The sequence below is a fragment of the Nostoc sp. 'Peltigera membranacea cyanobiont' 232 genome, from assembly GCF_002245985.1.
GTDB lineage: Bacteria > Cyanobacteriota > Cyanobacteriia > Cyanobacteriales > Nostocaceae > Nostoc.
Window position 1 is genome coordinate 1 of sequence record NZ_NOLK01000130.1, and the last position, 23,254, is coordinate 23,254.

Annotated in this window: 24 protein-coding genes and 2 pseudogenes; 8 read left to right on the top strand and 18 right to left on the bottom strand. The window is 42.3% G+C overall.

What is annotated here, in order from left to right; genetic code table 11:
• Positions 1 to 22: 22 nt before the first annotated feature.
• Complete coding sequence (gene speA, locus CDG79_RS30105) at positions 23 to 2,041, bottom strand: biosynthetic arginine decarboxylase (RefSeq protein WP_094345391.1); 2,019 nt, start codon at positions 2,039 to 2,041, stop codon at positions 23 to 25.
• A 372-nt stretch (positions 2,042 to 2,413) separates the two neighbouring features.
• Between speA and ndk the strand changes: the two genes are divergently transcribed.
• Positions 2,414 to 2,863 (top strand): nucleoside-diphosphate kinase, encoded by a 450-nt coding sequence (ndk, locus tag CDG79_RS30110; RefSeq protein WP_094345410.1) that lies wholly within the window; start codon positions 2,414 to 2,416, stop codon positions 2,861 to 2,863.
• A gap of 69 nt (positions 2,864 to 2,932) precedes the next feature.
• On the opposite strand, the gene CDG79_RS30115 is transcribed toward ndk, so the two are convergent.
• Positions 2,933 to 3,655, bottom strand: coding sequence for a TerC family protein (locus tag CDG79_RS30115; RefSeq protein WP_094345392.1), 723 nt, complete (start codon positions 3,653 to 3,655; stop codon positions 2,933 to 2,935).
• Between the two features lie 272 nt (positions 3,656 to 3,927).
• On the opposite strand from CDG79_RS30115, the gene CDG79_RS30120 reads away from it, so the two are divergent.
• Positions 3,928 to 4,164 (top strand): DUF433 domain-containing protein, encoded by a 237-nt coding sequence (locus CDG79_RS30120; RefSeq protein ID WP_094345393.1) that lies wholly within the window; start codon positions 3,928 to 3,930, stop codon positions 4,162 to 4,164.
• A gap of 198 nt (positions 4,165 to 4,362) precedes the next feature.
• On the opposite strand, the gene CDG79_RS30125 is transcribed toward CDG79_RS30120, so the two are convergent.
• From CDG79_RS30125 to CDG79_RS30155, 7 genes are all read right to left on the bottom strand, one after another.
• Positions 4,363 to 4,797 (bottom strand): EH signature domain-containing protein, encoded by a 435-nt coding sequence (locus CDG79_RS30125; RefSeq protein ID WP_094345394.1) that lies wholly within the window; start codon positions 4,795 to 4,797, stop codon positions 4,363 to 4,365.
• 32 nt (positions 4,798 to 4,829) lie between these two features.
• The gene (locus CDG79_RS30130) at positions 4,830 to 5,246 is read right to left on the bottom strand and encodes a hypothetical protein (protein WP_094345395.1); all 417 of its coding nucleotides are present in this window, start codon (positions 5,244 to 5,246) and stop codon (positions 4,830 to 4,832) included.
• A gap of 25 nt (positions 5,247 to 5,271) precedes the next feature.
• Complete coding sequence (locus tag CDG79_RS30135) at positions 5,272 to 5,616, bottom strand: hypothetical protein (RefSeq protein WP_189525187.1); 345 nt, start codon at positions 5,614 to 5,616, stop codon at positions 5,272 to 5,274.
• Between the two features lie 594 nt (positions 5,617 to 6,210).
• The gene (locus CDG79_RS30140; protein WP_094345396.1) at positions 6,211 to 6,651 is read right to left on the bottom strand and encodes a hypothetical protein; all 441 of its coding nucleotides are present in this window, start codon (positions 6,649 to 6,651) and stop codon (positions 6,211 to 6,213) included.
• 67 nt (positions 6,652 to 6,718) lie between these two features.
• Positions 6,719 to 7,411, bottom strand: coding sequence for a hypothetical protein (locus CDG79_RS30145; protein ID WP_189525188.1), 693 nt, complete (start codon positions 7,409 to 7,411; stop codon positions 6,719 to 6,721).
• A gap of 91 nt (positions 7,412 to 7,502) precedes the next feature.
• Positions 7,503 to 8,231, bottom strand: a complete 729-nt coding sequence (locus CDG79_RS30150) for a Uma2 family endonuclease (RefSeq protein ID WP_094345398.1) — start codon at positions 8,229 to 8,231, stop codon at positions 7,503 to 7,505.
• A 22-nt stretch (positions 8,232 to 8,253) separates the two neighbouring features.
• Positions 8,254 to 8,898 (bottom strand): restriction endonuclease subunit R, encoded by a 645-nt coding sequence (locus tag CDG79_RS30155; protein WP_094345399.1) that lies wholly within the window; start codon positions 8,896 to 8,898, stop codon positions 8,254 to 8,256.
• 232 nt (positions 8,899 to 9,130) lie between these two features.
• Here CDG79_RS30155 and acs point away from each other — a divergent pair, with 232 nt between their 5' ends.
• The 3 genes from acs to CDG79_RS30170 all read left to right on the top strand — a co-directional run bounded on the left by acs (position 9,131) and on the right by CDG79_RS30170 (position 12,992).
• Entirely contained in the window at positions 9,131 to 11,104 is a 1,974-nt protein-coding gene (gene acs, locus CDG79_RS30160) for an acetate--CoA ligase (protein WP_094345400.1), read from the top strand.
• A 104-nt stretch (positions 11,105 to 11,208) separates the two neighbouring features.
• Positions 11,209 to 11,889, top strand: a complete 681-nt coding sequence (locus CDG79_RS30165) for a tetratricopeptide repeat protein (protein ID WP_094345401.1) — start codon at positions 11,209 to 11,211, stop codon at positions 11,887 to 11,889.
• A gap of 842 nt (positions 11,890 to 12,731) precedes the next feature.
• Positions 12,732 to 12,992 carry a MoaD/ThiS family protein gene (locus CDG79_RS30170; protein ID WP_094345402.1) on the top strand — a complete coding sequence of 87 codons (261 nt, stop codon included), beginning with the start codon at positions 12,732 to 12,734 and terminating at the stop codon, positions 12,990 to 12,992.
• A 226-nt stretch (positions 12,993 to 13,218) separates the two neighbouring features.
• Here the strand turns inward: CDG79_RS30170 and CDG79_RS44185 are convergent, their stop codons facing one another.
• Together CDG79_RS44185 and CDG79_RS41505 are read right to left on the bottom strand one after the other, a co-directional pair.
• Positions 13,219 to 16,176, bottom strand: a complete 2,958-nt coding sequence (locus tag CDG79_RS44185; protein ID WP_223278414.1) for a lamin tail domain-containing protein — start codon at positions 16,174 to 16,176, stop codon at positions 13,219 to 13,221.
• 94 nt (positions 16,177 to 16,270) lie between these two features.
• Complete coding sequence (locus CDG79_RS41505; protein ID WP_143855617.1) at positions 16,271 to 16,486, bottom strand: hypothetical protein; 216 nt, start codon at positions 16,484 to 16,486, stop codon at positions 16,271 to 16,273.
• A gap of 146 nt (positions 16,487 to 16,632) precedes the next feature.
• Here CDG79_RS41505 and CDG79_RS45220 point away from each other — a divergent pair.
• The 3 genes and pseudogenes from CDG79_RS45220 to CDG79_RS44200 form a co-directional block, all read left to right on the top strand.
• Positions 16,633 to 16,755 (top strand): annotated as a pseudogene (locus tag CDG79_RS45220) (helix-turn-helix domain-containing protein); the annotation flags it as partial.
• A gap of 212 nt (positions 16,756 to 16,967) precedes the next feature.
• Positions 16,968 to 17,531 (top strand): annotated as a pseudogene (locus CDG79_RS44195) (RNA-guided endonuclease InsQ/TnpB family protein); the annotation flags it as partial.
• Entirely contained in the window at positions 17,521 to 17,820 is a 300-nt protein-coding gene (locus CDG79_RS44200; protein WP_223278417.1) for a zinc ribbon domain-containing protein, read from the top strand. The pseudogene CDG79_RS44195 and the gene CDG79_RS44200, both read left to right, overlap by 11 nt.
• 64 nt (positions 17,821 to 17,884) lie before the next feature.
• Here CDG79_RS44200 and CDG79_RS30185 read toward each other — a convergent pair whose 3' ends face one another.
• The 7 genes from CDG79_RS30185 to CDG79_RS30215 form a co-directional block, all read right to left on the bottom strand.
• Positions 17,885 to 18,745 (bottom strand): lysophospholipid acyltransferase family protein, encoded by an 861-nt coding sequence (locus CDG79_RS30185; RefSeq protein WP_094345403.1) that lies wholly within the window; start codon positions 18,743 to 18,745, stop codon positions 17,885 to 17,887.
• A 229-nt stretch (positions 18,746 to 18,974) separates the two neighbouring features.
• Positions 18,975 to 19,673: a glutathione binding-like protein gene (locus tag CDG79_RS30190; RefSeq protein WP_094345404.1), complete on the bottom strand. Its 699-nt coding sequence runs from the start codon at positions 19,671 to 19,673 to the stop codon at positions 18,975 to 18,977.
• A gap of 40 nt (positions 19,674 to 19,713) precedes the next feature.
• Positions 19,714 to 20,490: a class I SAM-dependent methyltransferase gene (locus CDG79_RS30195; RefSeq protein WP_094345405.1), complete on the bottom strand. Its 777-nt coding sequence runs from the start codon at positions 20,488 to 20,490 to the stop codon at positions 19,714 to 19,716.
• A gap of 34 nt (positions 20,491 to 20,524) precedes the next feature.
• A complete protein-coding gene (locus CDG79_RS30200; protein WP_094345406.1) occupies positions 20,525 to 21,214 on the bottom strand; it encodes an SDR family NAD(P)-dependent oxidoreductase in 690 nt (229 codons plus the stop codon).
• A gap of 60 nt (positions 21,215 to 21,274) precedes the next feature.
• Complete coding sequence (locus CDG79_RS30205; protein ID WP_094345407.1) at positions 21,275 to 21,538, bottom strand: type II toxin-antitoxin system RelE family toxin; 264 nt, start codon at positions 21,536 to 21,538, stop codon at positions 21,275 to 21,277.
• Positions 21,538 to 21,762 (bottom strand): hypothetical protein, encoded by a 225-nt coding sequence (locus CDG79_RS30210; protein WP_094345408.1) that lies wholly within the window; start codon positions 21,760 to 21,762, stop codon positions 21,538 to 21,540. The genes CDG79_RS30205 and CDG79_RS30210 overlap by 1 nt, the downstream gene beginning before the upstream one ends.
• A gap of 157 nt (positions 21,763 to 21,919) precedes the next feature.
• The coding region (locus tag CDG79_RS30215) for an MFS transporter (protein WP_223278418.1) at positions 21,920 to 23,254 on the bottom strand (1,335 nt) is incomplete at its 5' end.

Consider the following 23,254-nt stretch of genomic DNA (forward strand, 5'->3'; position numbering starts at 1 on the left):
CCCCAGTCCCCAGTCCCCAGTCCTAACTATTTAGATATGTGTATCTTTGGAGACTCTGCTCGTAGGTTTGCAGTAATCGCTGGGATTCTGCTAGGGTGATACGTTTTTCTTCTAATGCTTTCTCGCAACGCTGGCGGATGTTTTCTACCATGTCTTCGGAGTCATACTGAACGTAGCTTACTACTTCGCTCATGGTGTCACCTTTGACAACGTGTTCAATCTGGTAGCCTTTGGGCGTTAATTGGATGTGAACGGCGTTGGTATCTCCAAATAGGTTGTGCAAATTCCCCATGATTTCTTGATAAGCTCCATTCAAGAACATCCCTAAATAATAGGGTTCTCCGGGCTTGTAAGTATGTAGTTCTAAAACCGATTTGACATCGCGCAGGTCAATAAATCGGTCGATTTTACCATCACTATCGCAGGTGAGGTCTGCTAAAATTCCCCGCCGTGTTGGTTCTTCAGCCAAACGGTGAATTGGCATGATGGGGAATAGCTGGTCGATCGCCCAGCAATCTGGTGCTGATTGAAACACTGACATATTAACGTAGTAGATGGAAGCCATGATTTTCTCAAGGTCTTCGAGTTCATCTGGTACGTATTCTTGCTGTCTAGTTATGTTTAAAATTTTCTGGCAACAAGCCCAGTAGAGCCGTTCGGCTTTGGCTCGTTCTCTGAGGCGTAAAATTCCTAAGTTGAAGCGGCTGATGGCTTCTTCTTTGAATTGGGCTGCGTCGTGATACAACTCTTGATAATTCTCTTGGTTGATGGATTGGTAGCTTTCCCAAAGGTAATTAATTATTGGGGATTCTCCCTCTTGTGGAGGTTCTGGTGAATCAAGGGGGACATCGCTGGTACTAAGAACATCAAAAATCAGCACCGACTGATGGGAAGCGATCGCTCGTCCACTTTCACTAATCAGTGTTGGTACGGTAATTTCACGTTCGGCACAGGTATCTTTTAACTCTGCCACAATGTCGTTGGCATAGTTCTGCATGTTGTAATTTTTCGATGCATAGAAGTTGGTTTGGGAGCCATCATAATCTACGCCCAAGCCGCCACCTACATCAAGGTATTTCATATCCGCCCCTAGCATGGCCAATTCCACATAAATGCGGCTGGCTTCTTGGATGGCATCTTTAATTACATTAATGGCAGAGATTTGTGAGCCGATGTGGAAGTGCATCAACTGCAAAGAATCGAGCAAGTTTGCTTCTCGTAATTTATCTACAGCCTCAATGACTTCCGGCATTGTCAAACCAAATTTAGCGCGATCGCCACTAGAGGCTCCCCAACGTCCCATACCTTGGGTACTGAGTTTAGCACGAACACCTAATATCGGCTTAATACCTAACTGACGATTGGCATCAATTACCAAATCAACCTCTTCAATCTGTTCTAAGACGATGACTGGTGTTTGCCCTAATCTCTGGGCTAACATTGCCGTTTCGATGTATTCTCGGTCTTTGTAGCCGTTGCAAATTAACAATGCTCCTGGTGTATCGAGGACAGCCAGAGCAATCATTAATTCTGGCTTGGAACCAGCTTCTAAGCCAAATTGATGGGGTTTGCCAAACTTAACTAAATCTTCAATCAAATGCCGTTCTTGGTTGCATTTGACAGGAAACACACCTCGGTAGACACCAGGGTAGTTGTAGCGGGCGATCGCTTTGGCAAAACAAGCATTCAACCGCTCAATCCGGTCTTCCAAAATATCGGAAAAGCGAATCAACATCGGAAGTCCCAAGTTACGCTGTTTCATGGAGTTAACCAATTCAAACAAGTCAAGAGAACCACCGCGATCGCCCTTGGGTGACACGGTGACGTGACCAGCAGCGCTAATGGAAAAATAGGGTTGTCCCCAACCTTCAATGCGGTATAATTCTTCGCTATCCTCAATTTTCCAGGAGCGAGGTAAAGTTCCTGTGGTAGTAGTTGGTGGTAAAAGTTTCTTTTGTTTATGATTTTTCACTTCAGATTTTTGTCCATTGGACGGTACTTGTACCACCTCGTCAGATGTAGCAGTTGACTCAACACCCATTTCTTCCTAACCTCTGTTTTTCGCCCACGACTTAACAATTTAACGCATTCATTTGGGAACGTATATGTACCCAAAGATAATTTCTAAGATAAACTCTGATTGGTCAAGAGTCATTGGTCATTAGTCATTGGTCATTGGTCACTGGTCATTGGTCATTGGTCATTGGTCATTGGTCATTGGTCATTGGTCATTGGTCATTGGTCATTGGTCATTGGTCATTGGTCATTGGTCATTGGTCATTGGTCATTGGTCATTGGTCATTGGTCATTGGTCACTGGTCAAGAGTGCAAAACCCTTATCCTTGGACAAATGACAAAGGACAAAGGACAAATGACTAATGACAAAATAAAAATTAAGCTTTGGGAGATGGCAATGGAACGTACATTCTTAGCAATTAAGCCAGATGGAGTACAACGGGGATTAGTGGGGGAAATTATCCGTCGCTTTGAAACCAAAGGTTTTACCCTAGTTGGTTTAAAGTTCCTAAAAGTCAGTAAGGAACTGGCTGAACAACACTATGGTGTTCACCGAGAACGTCCATTTTTTGCTAGTCTAGTGGAATTTATCACTTCTAGCCCAGTGGTGGCGATGGTATGGGAAGGTGATGGTGTTGTTGCATCTGCCAGAAAGATTATTGGTGCTACAAACCCCTTAACATCCGAGCCAGGAACGATTCGCGGTGATTTCGGCATCAATATTGGTCGCAACTTGATCCACGGTTCTGATGCTCCACAAACCGCACAACAGGAAATAGCTCTATGGTTTAAAGATGAAGAATTAGTCAATTGGCAACCACACATAACCCCTTGGTTGCACGAGTAAGGCATTAGGGACTGGGGACTGGGGACTAGGAATTTAGTTATTTCCCCTGCCCCCTGCTCCCTGCTATTTTTATTTAGAGATTTCGCTCTTTTCTGGTTCTAATTCGGGCACTTCTGTGCTAACACGCTTAGAAAATCCCCAACCTAAAATCAGGAAGATGGCAGCAATCATGATCCATTCTGGTGGAACTAAACTATCGTTCACCACTTTCAACAACAGCCGCAAGCCCACTAACGCTACAGTTACATACCCTGCGTCTTCCAGGTTTTCATATTCGTCTAGCCAACGGATAAACAATCCCGCCATGAATCGCAGCGTAATAATCCCAATTGTTGCACCCGTCAGCACTAGCCATTTTTCTTGAGAAACTGCGATCGCAGTTGTCACGCTATCTAAAGAAAATGCCAAATCTGTAAATGCAATCACAGGTATCGCTTGCAACAATGAATTAAAACGCGGCCCGTGATGGTGATCGCCTTCACTTTCTTGAGAGGTAAAGTGTTGAAATACCAACCACAGCAGATAAGCAGCGCCCAATAATTCAAATTGCCAGAATTGTTGCACCCAAGTGGCAGTGAGAATCAGGGTGATTCGCAGCACATAAGCAACGACTAAACCAAAGTTGAGGGCTTTACGCTCTAGTTCCTTGTCTTCCAACCCCCTTGCGATCGCAGCGAGAGCGATGGCATTATCGGCAGATAACAGCGCCTCTAAAACCACCAGAATCAGCAGAACTATTGGGGCTTCAACGCTGAAATGAAAGTCGAGGTAATTAAAAATTTGGTCTAGCATTCCGGGTTTCTCAAGCAGAAAAAATTAAAATTTGACAAGAAGAGAGGTTTTCATGTTAAAAAGCGCAATAAATTGCTACTCTAATCCAGCTTAACGTGGTTGTGGTGCATTTTGAAGAGGGTAGAATGGATGCGATCGTCATGCGAGTGGGGTAATTTGCGTATAAGTCAATACACCCAAGGTTTTAACATTTAGTTTAGTGCGATCGCAATGGACTGCTGTCAGTTCGCATCTAGAATTAGAAGATGATAACAAAAATATGGTAAGAGTTTATGGATAACACACTTCTACAACGCATCACTCATAATCCAAATATCTGCCACGGTAAACCCTGCATTCGAGGACTTCGTTATCCAGTTGAGTTTATTTTGGAACTGCTCAGTTCTGGCATGACTACTGAGGAAATATTGAAAGATTATGACGATTTAGAATCTAAAGATATTTTAGCTGTCTTGTTATTTGCCGTTCGACTCAGCCAAGTCAAAAGCATTCATCGAATTGCCTCATGAAATTTCTTGTCGATGCTCAGTTACCAGTTCGTCTTCCTCGTTTTCTCAAAACTTCAGGTTATGACACCATCAGTCTCTATAGGACTAGTATTTGGTTTTTGAAATATACGTAGGGTGTGTTAGCGAAGCGTAACGCACCATTTCAAGCTTAGATTTTTTCATAAATCAAATATGATTCCTATATAAAAATTCCTAACATCACACATAGACTCGATCTTGCCGTTCCAGATATTCAATTTCTCTTTTCCACCGCCCAAGCCTGTTTTCTCGCTGTTGTAATTGATCTGCTGTCGGGTTTCTGTAAGTTTCAGTACCTGGGTTTGGGTTAATTCCCTTATTTGCAAGCCATTGGCGGCAAAAGAATTGCCAAAGAAATTCATGATCGTGCTTATCGCCACCCAGACAGCGAATGCGTTTGACTGAAAGTGTGGATTCACCAAAAAGGATTTGCTGATTTCTGGAGTTTTTCATAAACAGGCGCGTCTCACTACCTCTTCCACGAAAGAATTCGACTACAAACCACTCGCCAAAATCAAATATACAAACCTCTGTCGGGTCGCTACCATCATCTTCTAATAGATCAACATCACCTTGGATTTGATACCCTATGGCAATTTGTGTTGACTTTGACATTGATATTGTTGCTTTTCATCTGTCCCACAACATTACCAATTACTACTCGTTTTGGTGCATCGTTGTATACCATAAAATGTTCCTAAAAGACCAATGGCAGTACACAAGGTTGTGACGAAGCGTAGGGAACTACGAGGTATTGGGTGGGCTAAAACAGATGGATACTTTATAAGTATGAAGTTACCATCTTGCTGTCTAAATCTACTAGAGTCATCAGTTCCTAGATGATCTTTTAACCAGGGGCGAACTTTATTTGAAAGCTTTACATTTTTACCCTTTTTAAAATTATTCAAAAATTTAATTGCGGCTTGAGTTGTCCCACACTCTGAAAGCCAATACTGCCATAATGTGCAAAGCTCGACAATAATTGCAACTATCAATACAAAAGCAACTGCCCAATGAAAAAATTCGTTATGCCAAATAATGTTCCAAACTTTTGCGATTTCCACGCTGCACCCCTCTTGTTTATCTTGGTTATTTTTTGAATTGCTTTAATTCTTTATCCGTAAGAACTTTTTCAGCTATCCGCATTGGCAGATGTTCTGCATACAGGCGTTTTCCTATAGGTTCTCGGAGACATAAGCTGTAAACTGGTTCACCTTCTGATTGTTTATCCTCAATTAAATAAACCTGTTCTGGTGCATGGCTTCGCAACAAACGCACCTGCAAACAGGTTTTTAAATCTCGTGAAGAAATAGATAGGGGTGAATCTTCTCCAAATAATTCACGAGCTACTTTCCAAGCGTGGTTAACCGCCACAATTTCTTTAACTAATTTCTCTATCGAGGGGTACAATAGTTTAGCAGTTTCACTAATCAATGCTTTTGACCTACTTGCATGAGCTTCAGTAGGTCTATAATTCCCAAAATGGAAACTTTTATTTAACTTTTATTGGTAAAGCTATTTTGATAAAAGTAGTTTTTGATGCTAAACCACTCTTTGGACGTTGAAAAAATGTAGAGTGTGTTATTGCTTTTACTGCGTTAGCGTAACTGAAAGCCTGAAATGGTGCGTTACGGAAACCGTAACACACCCTACAGCTACTTATTTCTGTGACATTTAAACCTAGATTCCGCAACTGACTCGTGATTAATACGCACTAGCTGTTATCGGTTCCAAAATATCTTACCTTATGCAGCGACATCTTCACTGATGGATACAATAACAGATGTTTAGATTCAAGAGAATGAAAGGCTAATCCAGTTTCTCTGGTGAAAGTGCGATTCTATGCCGTAAGCGAAAACTTTCAACGTTATTAACCAAAGTTTTAACGTGAGTAACAATTGCTTCAGCATCTATAAGAAAATATTTAACGTTTGCAGCGAATCCTCAAACTATCTTATGAATCCTTCAACGTCAAGAATAAATGTAAATAGCCTCTAGAAGCAATTTACTGCAATTTAATTCTAAATTTCACAAAATCTCTGCTAACTTTACCAGCAGAATATTTGCTAATTCCAATAACCTAATATCATCTGTATCAATACTGTTTCCTTCACCAGCTAGCAAGTGTCTTATAGCAGATAATCTGTCATTGGTTTCAGAAATTCTCCAAGATTCTTCTAAGTTTACTGCAAAATCAAATAGCGATCGCTCGCCTAAATGCTCTCTTACTTTCACAGCTACACTATCATGACTTACCAAAAATTCTTTGATAACATCTAATTGAGAATTACCTAAAATTTCGTCATGTCCCCACGTTTCTAGCCAGTCTCCATCTACATCTTCAACGTAAAAATTTACAAAATCAACTCCGTAAGTTAGCCAGTTCTGCTGCATTTGTCGCGCTGTTGCTAAAGCTTCAGCAAATGTATCCACTTGATTGTTGCAGTGAGTTTCTCTTTTGTTAGCCATAAAAGCTCTAATTAGCACGTAAGTATGTAGGCTGAACACAAATCTGGAATATCAAATTCCTTAAAGTTCACGAAAATTTTAAATATTTGCCACCAGAAAGGTAATCACTGTTATACAGGGCCACGTTGACTAACTGGTTGACAAAATTGGCATCCTTGGGATTGTAACTTAAGAACAATCCTCTCTCTATTTCCCACGATCGCAGTGTATTTTGCCAAGCTTGGTACTTTTGGTAATTAAGTTCTTCAGAGACACTGGTAACTTGAACGCAAAGCGGTTGATTGTTACGATTACTAACAATTAGGTCTGTTGCCATCGATAGGTCGGCGATATAACGCTGCCAAAAACTACCTTCTCGACTAACAACATCTTGGGCTATTGATTTAATGATATCATCATCAACCTGATTAAATTCACCTGACATCAATTTTTGTTTCCAAATATAAAACTTGGAGTCACTTGCATTAATCCATCTAGGAAATAGATAACCATACCAATATCTCTCAATCGGTGTCATCAACTCAAACTTTGCTTTCTGTTCTTCTTCCGAAGGTAAGGATTTGATTATCAGCCAAATGGTAGAATCCGTAATTACCTCTAAGAGAAATGCAATCACAAATGGTTTTGCAGTCAGTGAACCTGGCTTGATATTCTTTACCCAACGATTGATTTCCTCTAATCTTCTCGCCAAATTCTCATCTACCGAGGAGGCTTGCAGGGTAAGGGACTTTAGCTTATCCTTAATCTCTGTTGCTTGCAAACGATGCCCTACTTTCAGAAAATAATGCTTTTTTACACACTAATCACTAAATCTTAACTTGAAAGTGTACTCAATTAATTTCCTGATGTCATTAAATATTCTCTAAGTCGATGCCCTGTGTGCGTAATACCTCCCTCAATTGAGCAAGTTCTTGCTCTGCTTGTTGGGCGCGTTTTTCTGCCTGTTCAGCACGTAAACGTTCTTGTTCAGCTAACTCTTCTGATGATAATATTAATTGATTTTCAGTAGTGAAGAATCTTAATTTACCTTCATAAACTCCCAAATAAAGTTCTAACTGCTGACTCCACAAACGTCCATCAGTAGTTACTTGGATTTCTTGATACTTCCCATCAACTAAATGAAATCCCTGAAGTTCCATTGTTACAGGGTCAAACCAGAAATAATCTGGTGTACGGAAGGTATCTTGATAAACTTGTTTTTTTAAACCTTTATCAACTGCTGTCGTTGAACTTGACAGAATTTCCACAATCAGATTCGGGTATTTTCCGTCTTCTTGCCAAACTACCCAACTCTTACGGTCTTTTTTCTGGGTTCCCAAAACTACAAAAAAGTCTGGGCCACGAAAATATTCTGATTTTTTCTGGTTAGGACTATAATAAACCGTCAAGTTGCCAGACGCATAGAAATCTTGCCTTTCTCGCCACCATAATTTTAGGATGCGAATCAGCAAATCAATTTGGTCGCGGTGTAAATCGCTTTCCAAGGGTGGTTCGTCACTCAGTATATCGCCAGGAGGAAAAATTACTTCCTCCTCTGAAATATTATCAGAGATTAATTCTAAAGTAGCAGGTTCAGACATTAGCGATCGCTCCGCAATTTATCTACTGAAAATCTGGTAACTTACAGATGGCTTTGAAAACTTGCAATAACTCAATTGCATCTGGAGATTCGTTTAAACTTAATAATGGCATTAACTGATAAATTGGCTGCTCATCACGTCTTAAATGAATAAATTGATAACGCAATCCGTTAGTTGCCAGTCCCCAAACAGATGTTTGTTGATCTAAACTTTTAAAAGCATAAGTGAGTAATTGAGGTAAACCCTCACCCACTTCAATCGCACTATTTTTCGTTTCAATCACTACAACCCAAAAAGGCGGTGCAATATTACTTTGAAAACTATTGATTGCTAAAATATCCATCCGTCCGGTAATTCTTCTGTCTTCATCTTCAACTGCGATCGCAATGCTATCTTCCATTGTTAACCGAATCGGCACATCATAAAACCCTGCTAACCGCATTAGTGGCGCAATTGTTAAAAATTTGACTAAACCTTCAGAGATTTTACCAAGCTTGAGATAACGATGGAAGTCGTTTCTAATTCGCAATAAATCCTCCTGTTCAAACTCTGTCAACGGTTCTAAATTTAAAAAATCTGTAAATGAACCAGATGAAAGTTCTTCTAGTTTGAGAAGACGATGAACATCGTTGAGAGATAGACTGCTAGCTTCGACGGTGAGCGTCATAGTTTCAGGCGTTATTTGTCAAGACTACTTATATTTTGCAACATTCGCAGTAGATAGGCTGCAATGTAACGTCTTTATATTTCTTGAGCGCTTGCTTTTACTAGCTGAAAATCAATGTAAGCTATATAACTCGGCAATTTCCACCTAGCTTAACGAAAATCTAAACACCATCTAGCACAACTGAGCTAAAAATAGTTTTTAGTAATAATAGCGATCGCACTCATAACTAACCATGTCTGAACCAAATATCGAATCAATCCTCCAAGAGAACCGCCTCTTCCATCCTCCTAATGAATTCTCGCAGAACGCCCATATCAAAAGCTTGGACGACTACAAGCGTCTTTATGATAAAGCCAAAGCCGATCCGCAGCAATTTTGGGCAGATTTGGCGACAACAGAATTAGAATGGTTCCAAAAATGGGATACGGTGCTAGACTGGCAACCACCTTTTGCTAAATGGTTTGTTGGCGGTAAGATGAATATTTCTTACAACTGCCTTGACAGACATCTCACTACCTGGCGCAAAAATAAAGCAGCCTTGATTTGGGAAGGTGAACCGGGTGATTCCCGTACCCTGACTTACGCCCAACTGCACCGCGAAGTTTGTCAGTTTGCGAATGTGTTGAAGCAACTGGGTGTCCAAAAAGGCGATCGCGTTGGAATCTATATGCCAATGATTCCCGAAGCTGCGATCGCAATGTTAGCCTGTGCCCGAATTGGCGCACCCCACAGCGTAGTATTTGGTGGTTTTAGTGCCGAAGCTTTGCGCGATCGCTTAATTGACGCTCAAGCTAAATTAGTAGTCACGGCTGATGGTGGTTGGCGCAAAGATGCGATCGTTCCTCTCAAGGCACAGGTAGATAAAGCTTTAGCTGATGGTGCTGTTCCCAGCGTCGAAAATGTCCTAGTTGTCAAGCGCACCGGACAAGAAACTGATATGCAGTTGGGCGGACGCGATCGTTGGTGGCATGATTTACAAAAAGGAGTATCAGCCGATTGTCCCGCAGAACCGATGGACAGCGAAGATATGCTATTTGTCCTCTACACTTCTGGTAGCACCGGTAAACCGAAGGGCGTAGTGCATACAACTGCGGGTTATAATTTGTATACCCATATCACTACCAAGTGGATATTCGACCTGCAAGATACAGATGTATATTGGTGTACCGCAGATGTAGGTTGGATTACGGGACACAGTTACATTGTCTACGGGCCCCTTTCCAACGGGGCAACCACTGTAATGTATGAAGGTGCGCCCCGTGCGTCTAATCCTGGCTGTTTCTGGGATGTAATTGAAAAATACGGTGTTAATATTTTTTATACTGCACCTACGGCAATTCGGGCATTTATTAAGATGGGCGAACACCATCCCAATGCGCGAAACTTATCTTCATTGCGTTTGTTAGGAACCGTCGGCGAACCCATTAACCCCGAAGCGTGGATGTGGTATCAGAAAGTAATTGGTGGCGATCGCTGTCCAATTGTTGATACTTGGTGGCAAACGGAAACAGGCGGTATCATGATTACACCGCTACCAGGAGCAATCCCCACAAAACCAGGTTCCGCAACTCTTCCCTTCCCTGGAATTATTGCAGATGTCGTAGATTTGGAAGGAAACACCGTACCCAATAATGAAGGCGGTTATCTGGCGGTGCGTCATCCTTGGCCGGGAATGATGCGGACAGTCTACGGCGATCCAGAACGCTTCCGCCGCACCTATTGGGAACATATTCCGCCCCAAGATGGTAACTATACTTACTTTGCGGGTGATGGCGCTAGACGCGATGAAGATGGCTACTTCTGGGTAATGGGTCGTGTTGATGACGTACTGAATGTATCAGGACATCGCCTTGGTACAATGGAAGTAGAATCAGCTTTAGTTTCTCATCCAGCCGTTGCAGAAGCGGCGGTAGTGGGTAAACCTGATGAACTCAAAGGTGAAGAAGTAGTTGCTTTTGTGACTTTAGAAGGCACTTATCAGGGGAGTGAGGAACTGAGTAAAGAACTTAAGCAGCACGTCGTCAAAGAAATTGGTGCGATCGCCCGTCCGGGAGAAATTCGCTTTACAGACGCTTTGCCCAAAACGCGATCGGGTAAGATTATGCGGCGCTTATTGCGGAATCTCGCTGCTGGACAAGAGGTATCTGGTGATACTTCGACATTAGAAGATAGAAGCGTATTGGATAAATTGCGAGAAGGTACGTAAATAATTTGAAATGACCTTGTAGGGGCGCACAGTTGTTATGTTCCCCTACTAACGCACTCACATTTTATTATGGAGATAAGAACATTATTGAGGCATTCAGGGCGATGAAGGTAAAGCGCAAACTGAAATCAGCATTTGTTCAATCATTTAGCGGCATAACGCTGAGTGTGATAACTGTAATTGGTTTATCACCATTAGCATTAGCAGTTTCTGGAAAAGTTTATCTGCATTCGCCTGAACCGGATGTACAGAGACAACCACAAAAACTAGCACAGTCTTCAGACACAGGATCGGCAGAGCGATCGCAACTGCTGCAACAAGCCAATGCTTTATTTAATCAGGGAGACTTAACAGGTGCAGAAGAAAATTTACGCAAATTCATTAAAAAATTCCCAGATGATGCCTTTGGACACTTTCAACTGGGAAATGTGCTTTTTCGGCAAAAGAAACCAGACGAAGCAATTAGCTCTTATCAAGAAGCCATTCGCCTCCAGTCAAAATATGCTCTAGCTTACAATGCGATCGGTATGGTTTACGCTAGCCAAAGTCGCTGGGAAGAAGCCATGACTGAATATAAAAAAGCTCTAGAAATCAATCCTAATTATGGCGAAGCTCTGACTAATTTTGCGCTGGTATTGTGGCAAACAAATAAAAAAGACGAGGCACTATCTTCTCTAGAAAAAGCTTTAAATATCTTCAAAGCACAGAATAGAGCCGAAAAAGTTAACCAAGTCGAACGACTATTGAAAGAGATTAAAACTGCTGAAGATCCTAGTGTTTCATGAAAATCAGATTATTCAAGGGATAAAAAGTAAAAATACTTGTCGATCGTTAGCTTTAAGGACGCTGGACTAAAAATGCGATGGGTTATAATGCGGCAGATGCTAAGGAATTTGGGCATTTTTTAACAGGTATAAAGTTTGTAATTATTGTGGGGTGGGCATCTTGCCCGCCCTTTTAAAAATATATTTACATAATTATTTTAATGAATGAAAGATTTTTGTTAGCCAGAGAAACGTAAGAGTGTTCCAAAAAATAAATGATCCAAAACCCGTCGTTGCGAGCGAAGCGAAGCAATCCCAAGGGCTGCGATTGCTTCGCTTCGCTCGCAACGACAATTGGGCATTTTCTTTCTTGGAGTACTCTAAGAGTAATTTTTCATTTGGATTGCGGATACACAAAGGTAATCTGGGAAAGGTCAGAAAATACTGCATGGGCAGGAACAGGATGGATTTTTGATATACCAACTCATGTAATACCAAATGAATTACGAATAATAGGTTCTCGTTTTTTATTGTCTATAGTTAAGTCTAATGCTAACCCTGGAGAAAATATAGAGGATATTCGCAATCATCGCAATAGCTTTTTTAATATAGAAAGATTGACATTGTAAATACCTGCATGACTTTTATGATGCTAATATTCCTTCTTCTGGACGGATAAATCTGCTTGCTCTGTAACCTCTATTCATCACCCAGTCGCTTAACTAAAGCTGAATTCTTCTCGATCGGGCAATTTTCGCTATGAGTTTGTGAAATAATATACTTAGTAATGTATAATAAAGCCCAAGAGTTCAGGGTGCTTGTCAAGTATTAAACTACTTGCTGGTACTGCCAAAGCATGTTGTATGTCTAAATCTGCAATTACCGTTACCGTCAAACTGTTCGCTGCTTATCAAGAAGCCTTTAGGGTTTCGGAATTGGTGCTGGAATTTCCCAATAATATGCCAGTCAAATCAGTATGCGATCGCCTCATAGCTGAACACCCCGAACTCTCTCAATGGCGAGACATCACCCGTTTTGGCATTAATTTAATATTTGTCGAACCAGATACTCTACTACAAGATGGTGATGAAGTGGTGCTGATTCCACCAGTTAGCGGCGGGTAGGGAAATAGTTAGAAGTTAAAAATTCAGGCGTTGCATATTTCATTCAAAAGTCGTTCCGTATCAGACAAAATCATCCCATGATTCAGCAACACCATAACTCATAACTTTCACTCTAGTAAGTCGGTGAAAATAAACCAAACTATCTTACGAAATGTAAATAGGCTTGAAACTCTTACTAATGAAAAATGACAGCCCTAGCCAGTTATCTTTAATTACACCGCCCTACTTATTTCACCTTGGCGCGGAAGCGAACAAAGCCGTAAAAATCTTTGACTAACTTGGGTAAATCTGGACTCCGTGTGATATTCACCACCACAGCCCCGTTGGTGTTAGTACCGCAGTATGATGGGGTTGGATCGTTGACAGCATAAAAGCGCCCGCGATCGCTTGCGTCGTCTATATTAGTGAGGTAAACAGTGGGATTGCTAGAACCAAGAGCAAGGGCAATACCTCGATCTGCTACTGTTAAGCCACCATCACCAGGAGTATTACCATTAAACGCAGTGGGAATAAAAGTAGTACTGCTAGGAACCAGGTCGCAAAATTTAACATTAGTAGCATCACTTGGGCCTTTGGAGAGAAAGTAGATAGTGTATTCCAACTCATCTCCTGGTTTGACAGTCCCAGCATTAATTAATCCCCGCAGATAGCCAGCAGGCCATGTCACATAGTTATCATCAGAGGCGAATGGTTCCGGGACATAATTGGCAGCAGTAACAGCAACATCACTGCGACCATCTACAATGTCGGTGATATCTTGGTTATTGATGCGGGTGATGCGTTTAACTAACAGAAGTTTTGCATTAGCAGCAGTAGCACCGTTATTATTTTCTCCAACACTGGTAACACGACTACCTATAGTATCAGTGTCTCTAGTTGGTAAGTAGTTTGGACATCGTGTGCTAGCGTTCCCACTGGTACTTGCTTCCCAGCAAGCACTGACATTAGTATCTTTACCATTGGGGGTCAAGCTGATAGATTGTCCCACATTAGCCCCAGCCAAAGAAGATTGATAGGTGTTGTCCCAAAGATTGAGAACACTTGCAGGAGGTGTATTCACCTCACTACCGCCGCCATAAGCAATGTAGTCAATAATTTTATTCTGATTATCGTACAACCAAATATCATCACCAGAGTTGTTGAGTTTGGGAGTCTGTCCCAACCAAGCTTGAAAAGCTGCTGCTGTTGCTTGATGGTTGGCGTTGTTATCCCCAATCCAAATTACAGCATATTGTCCAGCTTGTAAGGTTGTGCCGTTAGGAAATGTATAAGTAAAGCCGTTAGTACTATCATTATCATTAGCAGTGAGATGTCCGTCTGCTAACTTAAAACCACTCAAATCTACAGGTGATGCAGAAGGATTATACAGTTCAATAAACTCATCGTTAGTGTTAGTAGCAGTACCCGTTTCGCTATACAAAACTTCGTTGATTATGACTTTGCCGACATTCGGTGAAACTATATCAATAATGTTTAATGGAGTTGGTTGAGTTTGACCAGGATAATAAGTCCATAAATCCAGCCCTTTGGTATCTCCAAAAGAGCCATTACATGATGTGCCGGCGTTACCACCGTTATTATTACTGAGAGTACTTTGACCAAATTTCCGGTCATTGCTGGCGGTGTCAAAACCATTAATCGGGTCGCTGAAGGTTGGGTTTGGTGGATTAGCACCACATAGTACTTGACCAGAAGTACCGATTTGAGTACCACCTATGGTTTTATAACCGCGATCGTCATAAAATGCTCTGGTGTTGCCTATGGGATTAGTGGCATTCAGCATTGTAATGGTAGGGCCACCAGTAAAATTATTTTCCGCATCTAGCAGGGGAAAGTGATATTCACCTCCAAAGGTTCTGACACTGACTTTGTAATTACTACCAACTGGGAAAAAATTGCCACTGTTGTCTTTACCATCCCAACTAACCGTTTGCTGTCCCGTTATGGTCATAATCCCTCGCAAAAGACGATTTTGCGAGTTAGCGGGATCGAAATTAGTGCCGTCTCGGCTGATAATGAGTTCGTAAGTACCTGTGACGTTGCTGCCAAAGGATAAAGCACCACCAGTGCCGAATGAACTATTATTTCCTGTAACTGTGCCGTTGAATTGTAAGTTACTGACAACAGGAATAATTGGGCTAAGGGGAATACCAATTCCGTCTAAAGTGCCATCTGGTTTGTAACGTTCAACGGATGAAAGTACGTTGGTGTCGATGGAGTTGAAAAAGGTAGCATATTGGGGACGAGCCAAGCTGACACCACCTTGGGGATTTGCCAGTTGACTATCGGCCCCTAATATGTCGTGGTAGAGAGGTGATTTCCCGTCACTGTCAAAGAAGCCAGTTTGATTACCATAGAGAACGAATCCATTCGGATCTGTGCCTCTGAGTTCTACTTTATATCGGTAGCCATCTGTAGTTACTGGATAAACGGGGAAGTTGAGATATCGACCGTTATTACCAGTAAATAGAGCTAGATAGTAGCTGAATAAGCGTCCGTTTAAGTCGGTTGTTGAAGTTTGATCGCTGCTGCGTACCGTTACATCCCAAGCTGCAACACTGGTTCCTTGTTGAGCATTAAAGTTGTTCCCATTACTCAAATTCACTTCACCAGTAGGAGCGCCATTAGCTGAAGAGCTACCGCCATCAGGCCCATAGAAAACGATGTCATAAATTCCAGTAGATGGAGCTTGGTAGTAACAGGGAATATAGCCGTTGGGATTACCTCCACCAGAAATAGCACGGGGGCCATTTAACTCCTGTTGGCGAGTTGAGATAACCCCTCTTCCAGCTTGAGAAGTACACACAAAATCTGGTGTGTTAGGAACAGTTTCACTGCCAATACTTCCACTGACACGACCGGGGTTGTAAACGCGGACATTACCATTATTTACGCCAACTGCGCTGGAACCCAAAAGAATATACTCATCTTTATTAGCATAAACTTTTAGCAACGTTCGCCGCAGTACAAGACCGCCATAAGTATCAGTCCGCCATTCTAGGTTAGCTCTGCTACTGCTGGCAGAAGCACTACTGGGATACAGAGTGCGGCTACCTTCAGCCTGAGCAGATTGGATGCCAGAACTCAGGTAGCACAGTGATAGAGCAAGGCCACTTAGTAGTTTTTTGTAACGATTAGGGAGTCTATTGTTGGCTGCTAAAAGATGTTTTAACAGTAGGCTCATTTATGCTTTACTAGCTCCTGATTTTAATTAGATGAGTGCGAGTGATTGCAATACCGCATTCACCGAACAAAGCAAAAGTAAATTCCTGATGCACTTAGGCGATGTCTGCTTTTAGATTACCCAAGTTGTACGAAAATCTACCATCTTGATTCAGATTCACTGTGGCGATCGCTCTGACTGAAGAGGCAGGGGAGCAGTTCTTGCTGGGGGCAGAGGGAGAAAAATTCTGGAATTCCCCTGGCCAAAAGGGTTTTAGAGCAACTAAATTTATTTGCGGTGCTGGTAGGCTCTCTCGTAAAACATAGTTCACCTACCGCACCGCAATTAACGCGCCATTCATCTCACACCAAATTGAAGATTATGGTGTGAGGCTTCTGTCTTATCAAAAAAATGGGTTTAAAACCCTGCCGTTGTAGGGCGGCTTTATTCTTACAGAATATCTGATATAATGTAAGGATGACACAATGCAGTTTTAAGTACCGATTCTATCCAACTTCTGAGCAAGAAATATTGCTTAGAAGAACGATGGGTTGCGCTCGATTAGTTTACAACCGCGCTCTTGCTGCAAGGACAGAAGCATGGTACGAACGAAGCGAACGAGTCGGATACGAAAAAACTTCAACAATGCTGACTAATTGGAAAAGGCAAGAAGACTTGCAATTTCTGAATGAAGTTAGCAGTGTGCCATTACAGCAAGGATTGAGACATTTACAAACAGCATTCAGTAATTTTTTCGCGGGACGGGAAAATACCCGAATTTTAAGAAAAAGCATAACGGCGGCAATGCGGAATTTACCAAGGCAGCTTTTAAGTTTAGAGATGGGCAAATATTTCTTGCTAAAAGTCCTACACCATTGGCTATTCGTTGGAGTAGACAACTACCCCAAGGTGCCCAACCATCCACAATTACAGTAAAACTTTCACCCTGTGGGCGCTGGAATGTTTCAATATTAGTAGATGTAGAAATCGAAAGATTACCTGAATCTACTAGCTCTATTGGCATTGATTTAGGGATCGCCACTTTAGTTGCCTTAAGTACAGGTGATAAGATTGCTAATCCAAAGGGATTTAAGACAAAAAAAGCTAAATTGCGTAAAGCACAAAAAGCATTAAGTCGTAAGCAGAAAGGTTCTAATAATCGCCATAAGGCTCGGCTTAAAGTAGCCAAGATCCATGCCGAAATAAGTGATGCACGAAATGATTTTCTTCACAAGTTGACAACTCGATTGGTACCTGAAAACCAAACGATTGCTGTTGAGAACTTGGCTGTGAAGAATATGGTGAAAAATAAAAAACTCGCTCTCTCCATTAGTGATGCTAGATGGTCGGAATTAGTCAGACAACTTGAATATTAAGTGCGATTGGTATGGTCATACTTTTGTCAAGATTGACCGATGGTTTCCTAGTTCTAAGCGTTGTGGGCACTGTGGTTACATCGTTGAGAAGTTGCCTTTAAATGTCAGAGAGTGGGATTGCCCAAAATGCAGTACACATCACGATAGAGATATCAATGCTGCTAAGAACATTTTGGCTGCGGGACTCGCAGTTTCAGTCTGTGGAGCGAACATAAGACCCGATAGATTTGAGTCTAAAGGGCAGTTGCGAAAAACCAGCAATGGTAAGAAACAGAAACCTAAGTCGTGAGTCTTAGGAATCCCCGACCGTTCACGGCGGGGTGGATGTCAACCAGCTAAATTATTAATATCTATCATTGTAGAGAATTGGTCTTAGCAGTTCGCTCCACTAAGTCATCTAACTCTTGCTGCATCTGACTAACAACTAATTCATAACATTCATCAACATAGTGGCGATCGCTAGCTGCTTCTCGACCGTAGCGTTGAAATACAATTGGCGGACAAACCCGCGTGTACATGGGTACAGGTAATGGAATGTTGGGCAAGGGGCCAATTGCTAATCCCCAAGGTAGCCCAAGATAGATCGGAAAAACTTCTGGATCGATCCCAAGCAACCAAGGCATTCCCCATTCGTGGAGTTGCTGCATAATTTTGTAGCAATCAGCCAATATAATCAGCGTATCGTGAGCGCCCCAGGAAATCACAGGCACAATCGGCACATTTTCTCGCAACGCTAACTTAATAAATCCTTGCCGCCCCGCAAAGTAGATTTTGTTACGCAAATAATGCGGACGGAAGACATCTTCGGCTCCACCTGGATAAACTAGCACACTCGCTCCAGAATGCAAGGCAGTGTAAGCCATTTTCGGATGAGCAATGATTGCTCCAGCCTTGGCGACCAGTTGCGCTAGTGGTGTGCTAACCTGCCAAGCCTTGGGATGCATCAAACCATAAACGGGTTGTTCTACACCAAATCGTCTGAACCAGTCGTATATGACCATCGCCATATCGGGAGATGAGAGTCCGCCATTGTGCGAACCAACAAACAGGACTTTTTCTTGGTGGGGAACATTCTCCCAGCCACTAGTTTTAACTTGGAAATAGTACTGATAGAAAAAGCCCAATAGAGGCATTACAGATTCTATGAACTTTGGATCTCGCTCATCCAAAGACCAACCGGGTTTTTTGTTTAAGGGATGTTGCTTTTTTGACATCGATGCATTCTAGCAGGATCGGAACTTCGGAGGAAGCGGGGAGTCTTGAATTACAACTATTCAAGTCAAGTGCTGTATTGCTTCTGCTTGACTAACCAAACACAGGGCAGAGCGATCACTATACCAACCACAATAAAACAAACAGCATCCAGTTTTGGAAAAATGCGATCGCTAAGAAGCTGATAGACATCAAGCCTCCTGCCATACCCATAAGACAATTTCATTAGGCTCAAGGTTGAATAGTTTTCGCCGATTGGTTAAATAACAAATCTCGTAACTTCTCTGGATCGAGCGCTTGAGTTTTGAATGCTTCGGCTTTCTCGTAGGCGCGAATTGTTGCTGAACGAGCTTTAATTGTCTCAAACCACCGCTTGAGGTGCGGAAAATCTTCTAGATTCTGACTTTGGATCTCATGGGCCACAATCCAGGGATAAGCAGCAATATCGGCGATGGAATAATCGCCAGCCACAAATTCTCTATCTGCTAGTTGCTTATTCAGTACTGCATATAAGCGTCCCGTTTCATTCACATAACGCTTAATAGCATATTCAATTTTTTCGGGAGCGTAAGTGCTAAAGTGATGATTTTGCCCCGCCATAGGCCCCAGCCCGCCCATTTGCCAGAACAACCATTCTAAAACTTGAGTGCGTTGGCGTAAATCTTGCGGGATTAATTTCCCGGTTTTTTCAGCTAAATATAGCAAGATTGCCCCAGACTCAAATACCGAAATTGGCGCACCTCCATCTACCGGTTCGCGATCGACGATCGCAGGCATCCGATTGTTAGGAGAAATCTTGAGAAATTCGGGCTTAAATTGATCCCCAGCGCCAATATTCACAGGAATTATGGTATATTGCAAGCCGACTTCTTCCAAAAAAATCGTGATTTTATGACCGTTTGGGGTTGCCCAATAATAAAGATCGATCATGGTTATTTTTCCTAAAATTATGTGATTGTTTTGTACGTAATTACGAATTAGATTCTGGTGCTTTGGCGATCGCTGCCCAAACTCTATGGTGAACCTGAAGGATTGGTGTAGGATATTTTGATTCAAGTAATTTTGCCAATTCTTGGTCAAATACTTCTACTTTTTCTGGTGTCAAGCTGGCTCCCACACCAGCACTAGCCCGAATTCGTCCCCGCCAATCTTCGTGTGTATAAGATACAAATACATCGTAAGAAAATGTGCGGATATCTCGGAATCCAACTTCGCCAATATCTTGTAACCACAGGGGATGTAAGCCATTACCGCCAGCCAGATTCCAGGCGGGATTATGAGCCTCGATCAGTTGTTCTGTTGCTTCAACTACATTACCTTTTAAGGGTATCCAATCAAAATGAGCGATCGCAAGTGAGCCATTTTTTCTCAATATCCGAGTAATTTCTTGGACAGCACGCGGACGATCGAACCAATGCCAACACTGTCCAGCAGTGACTACATCGGCACTTACGTCCGGTAACTCGGTATTCTCGGCAGTTGCGACTCGATAATCTACTTTGATTTGGGCAGATTCGCTTAACTGTCTGGCTTGTTCTAAAAGTGATGCTGATGGGTCTATGCCAATTACATAAGCACCCCTATCCGCAAAGCCCCGCGCTAGTGTTCCTGTTCCTGTACCAAGGTCAACAATATTCTGCCCTGGTAAACCTATACCATATTCAGACAGTTTGTTAAATAATGAACTGGGAAATCCAGCGCGGTGTTTTGCATAATCAACAGCAGTTGCACCAAAATCAATTTTCATACCTGCAAAACCATCCTTGTAACAATTGTCTAGGCTAGAAGTTCTCTACCCAAGGACGTAGTTCTACTTCATAAGTCCAAGCACTGCGGGGCTGGCGTAGAATACTGAGATAAGTTTGGGCGATCGCATCTGGGTCAAGAGTACTATCAGGATTATCTAATGGATCTTGGCGAACTGCTGAACGGATTGCCCCATCAATTACAAAATGCGCCACATGGATATTCTTTGGTGCTAATTCTCTAGCAATACTTTGAGCCAAACCGCGCAGTGCAAATTTACCCATTGCAAAGGGAGCAGAGAGAGGATAACCCTTAACACTCGCTGAGGCTCCAGTAAAAAATATAGCACCACCACCAAGTTGCAAAAACCTTTTGGTAGCAGCTTGGGCTACAAGAAAGCCACCATAAGCAGTTATATCTAAGGTTTTTGCTACCTCACCAGGGTCTAGATCAACAAGAGAACCCCGCACTCGGTAACTGGGATTGTAAATGACAATATTCGGGGAACCAATTTTATTATCAATATCAATAAATAACTGTTCTACTTCATCTGGCTTGGAAACATCAGCAGCGAAACTAACTGCGCCAATTTCACTACTTAATTGAGTGAGTTTTTCAATTTGACGAGCTGCTAAAGCTACGGTGAATCCTTTTTTGGCAAATAAGCGGGCTAAAGAAGCACTTAGCCCACTACCTGCACCGACAATCAAAGCTGTTGTTGCCATAAATTTAATTCTCCTTGTTAGGATTAACAGTTGATGATAGTTCTTAGTTTTGATTGGATGTCAACTTTCGTCTTCATAAACCTGACTGCGATGCCCTACTTTAACTACACTTATTAACAAAATATCGTCATATATTTCATAAATCACTCGGTACTCGCCTACTCGAATCCGATAAGTATTTTCTTCATCCTTTAATTTTGTAACCCCGTTAGGACGGGGTTCTATAGCTAAAGTTAAAATTTTTGAATCGATGCGGTTTTTAATGTTGATTGGGAGTTTATTTAGTTGTTTTGTTGCACCCTTAGTAAATTCAATTTGATACATTACGCAGTTTCTTTATCATATCCTTTATATTCGTCCCAAGACACAGTACCATTGATGCGTCTATCTTCCCTAGCTTCTCTAATAGCTTTTATATCCTCTTCATCCTCTTCATCATCTATACGTTTTAGTAGAGCGTAAATCTCGTCTAAAGTACTGTCATAAGCTTGATTTAGCAGTATGTTGATATCTTTAATTAATTGTTCGCGTTCGTGTTCGGTTTTCATTTTTACTCATCCTCTGCTATTAATTGTTTTGACACTTTACCAAAGTTGTGAAAATATTGAGGGATTTTAACATAATAGTCTCAATAGATTTTTACTCCGAGAGCGTTATGAACCAAAGGATTTATTTTATGAAATCAAGGTACATACCAGCTATAGATTAAGGATTGAGTGTGACTGAAGATAGCTGTGAATTGCCCTTAGTGGGACTTTGACCAATTTGCAGTACACAAACTGCGGCAATTAGACAGAGAACGCCTGATAAAATAAACGCTTGTAAATAACTACCCGTCCAGGTTCTCAACACTCCGGCTCCGAATGCTGCTGTGGCTGCACCAAGCTGGTGTCCTGCGACAATCCAACCGAACATTACGCCGACATTTTCTTTACCAAAGGCATTGGCAACAAGACGGACTGTCGGTGGTACGGTAGCAATCCAATCAAGTCCATAAAATACGGCGAAAATGGAAAGTCCATAGAAGGAAAAGTTGAAACTGAAGGGTAAGAAAATCAAAGACAAACCCCGTAGTCCGTAGTACCAGCACAACAAGTAGCGATTATTCCATCGGTCAGATAGCCAACCGGACATAGTAGTTCCAAAAAAATCGAATAGTCCCATGATTGCCAAAAGTCCCGCAGCCTTGACTTCCGGGATACCGTGGTCAATACAAGCGGGAATCAGATGAGTTCCAATTAACCCATTTGTGCTTGCGCCACAGATAAAAAAGCTACCAAATAACAACCAGAAATCGCGCTTATGCATTCCTAGCCAGAGGGCGTTGAGGGTAGAGGCGATGGAATTTGCTCTAGGCTTTGATATCTCTACAGTTTCGCTGTTGTCGCCAAAGGGTCGCAACCCGACATCAGCCGGACGATCGCGCATAAAGGCTGCGATCGCTGGAATAATTAGAAGTGCTGCACCAGTCAGAGCCAGAGCCGCAGTTCGCCACCCAAAGCGATCGGCTACTGAGGCGAGCAAGGGCAAAAACACCAGTTGTCCTGTGGCTGTACTGGCAGTTAAGATGCCGAGAACTAGACCCCGCTTTTCAAAAAACCAGCGATTGACAACAATAGCCCCCAAAACCAGGGCGATAACTCCGCTACCAGAACCTACAACTACACCCCAAAGCAAGACTAGCTGCCAAGATTCTGACATCAAAGTGGTTAAACCGACACCGAGGGCAATGATAGCAAGTGAGAACACCATCATCCGGCGAATGCCGATTCGCTCCATAACTGTGGCGGCAAAAGGGCCAATTAATCCGTAGAGAACTAAGTTAATGGATATTGCCAAAGATATAGTTGCTCTACTCCAGCCAAACTCGTGTTCGAGAGGCACCATAAAAACTCCGGGAGCAGAGCGAATTCCGGCTGCAACTAGTAAGGCTAGGAATGTTAAACCCGCAACGAGCCAGCCATAGTGGAACGAACGACGCGCTAAGAAGGAGGCTAAGGACATGAGTGGGGACTGGGGACTGGGGACTGGGGACTGAGG

Excerpts from the sequence above, each read along its gene's own strand:
- ndk (WP_094345410.1), top strand. The coding sequence starts at position 2,414 with ATGGAACGTACATTCTTAGCAATTAAGCCAGATGGAGTACAACGGGGA.
- CDG79_RS30205 (WP_094345407.1), bottom strand. The coding sequence starts at position 21,538 with ATGTATCAAATTGAATTTACTAAGGGTGCAACAAAACAACTAAATAAA.
- CDG79_RS44185 (WP_223278414.1), bottom strand. The coding sequence starts at position 16,176 with ATGAGCCTACTGTTAAAACATCTTTTAGCAGCCAACAATAGACTCCCT.
- CDG79_RS30125 (WP_094345394.1), bottom strand. The coding sequence starts at position 4,797 with ATGTCAAAGTCAACACAAATTGCCATAGGGTATCAAATCCAAGGTGAT.
- CDG79_RS30155 (WP_094345399.1), bottom strand. The coding sequence starts at position 8,898 with ATGACGCTCACCGTCGAAGCTAGCAGTCTATCTCTCAACGATGTTCAT.
- CDG79_RS30185 (WP_094345403.1), bottom strand. The coding sequence starts at position 18,745 with ATGTCAAAAAAGCAACATCCCTTAAACAAAAAACCCGGTTGGTCTTTG.
- CDG79_RS30210 (WP_094345408.1), bottom strand. The coding sequence starts at position 21,762 with ATGAAAACCGAACACGAACGCGAACAATTAATTAAAGATATCAACATA.
- CDG79_RS30200 (WP_094345406.1), bottom strand. The coding sequence starts at position 21,214 with ATGGCAACAACAGCTTTGATTGTCGGTGCAGGTAGTGGGCTAAGTGCT.
- CDG79_RS30195 (WP_094345405.1), bottom strand. The coding sequence starts at position 20,490 with ATGAAAATTGATTTTGGTGCAACTGCTGTTGATTATGCAAAACACCGC.
- CDG79_RS30120 (WP_094345393.1), top strand. The coding sequence starts at position 3,928 with ATGGATAACACACTTCTACAACGCATCACTCATAATCCAAATATCTGC.
- CDG79_RS30170 (WP_094345402.1), top strand. The coding sequence starts at position 12,732 with ATGTCTAAATCTGCAATTACCGTTACCGTCAAACTGTTCGCTGCTTAT.
- CDG79_RS30140 (WP_094345396.1), bottom strand. The coding sequence starts at position 6,651 with ATGGCTAACAAAAGAGAAACTCACTGCAACAATCAAGTGGATACATTT.
- CDG79_RS30150 (WP_094345398.1), bottom strand. The coding sequence starts at position 8,231 with ATGTCTGAACCTGCTACTTTAGAATTAATCTCTGATAATATTTCAGAG.
- CDG79_RS30115 (WP_094345392.1), bottom strand. The coding sequence starts at position 3,655 with ATGCTAGACCAAATTTTTAATTACCTCGACTTTCATTTCAGCGTTGAA.
- CDG79_RS30190 (WP_094345404.1), bottom strand. The coding sequence starts at position 19,673 with ATGATCGATCTTTATTATTGGGCAACCCCAAACGGTCATAAAATCACG.
- CDG79_RS30165 (WP_094345401.1), top strand. The coding sequence starts at position 11,209 with ATGAAGGTAAAGCGCAAACTGAAATCAGCATTTGTTCAATCATTTAGC.
- acs (WP_094345400.1), top strand. The coding sequence starts at position 9,131 with ATGTCTGAACCAAATATCGAATCAATCCTCCAAGAGAACCGCCTCTTC.
- speA (WP_094345391.1), bottom strand. The coding sequence starts at position 2,041 with ATGGGTGTTGAGTCAACTGCTACATCTGACGAGGTGGTACAAGTACCG.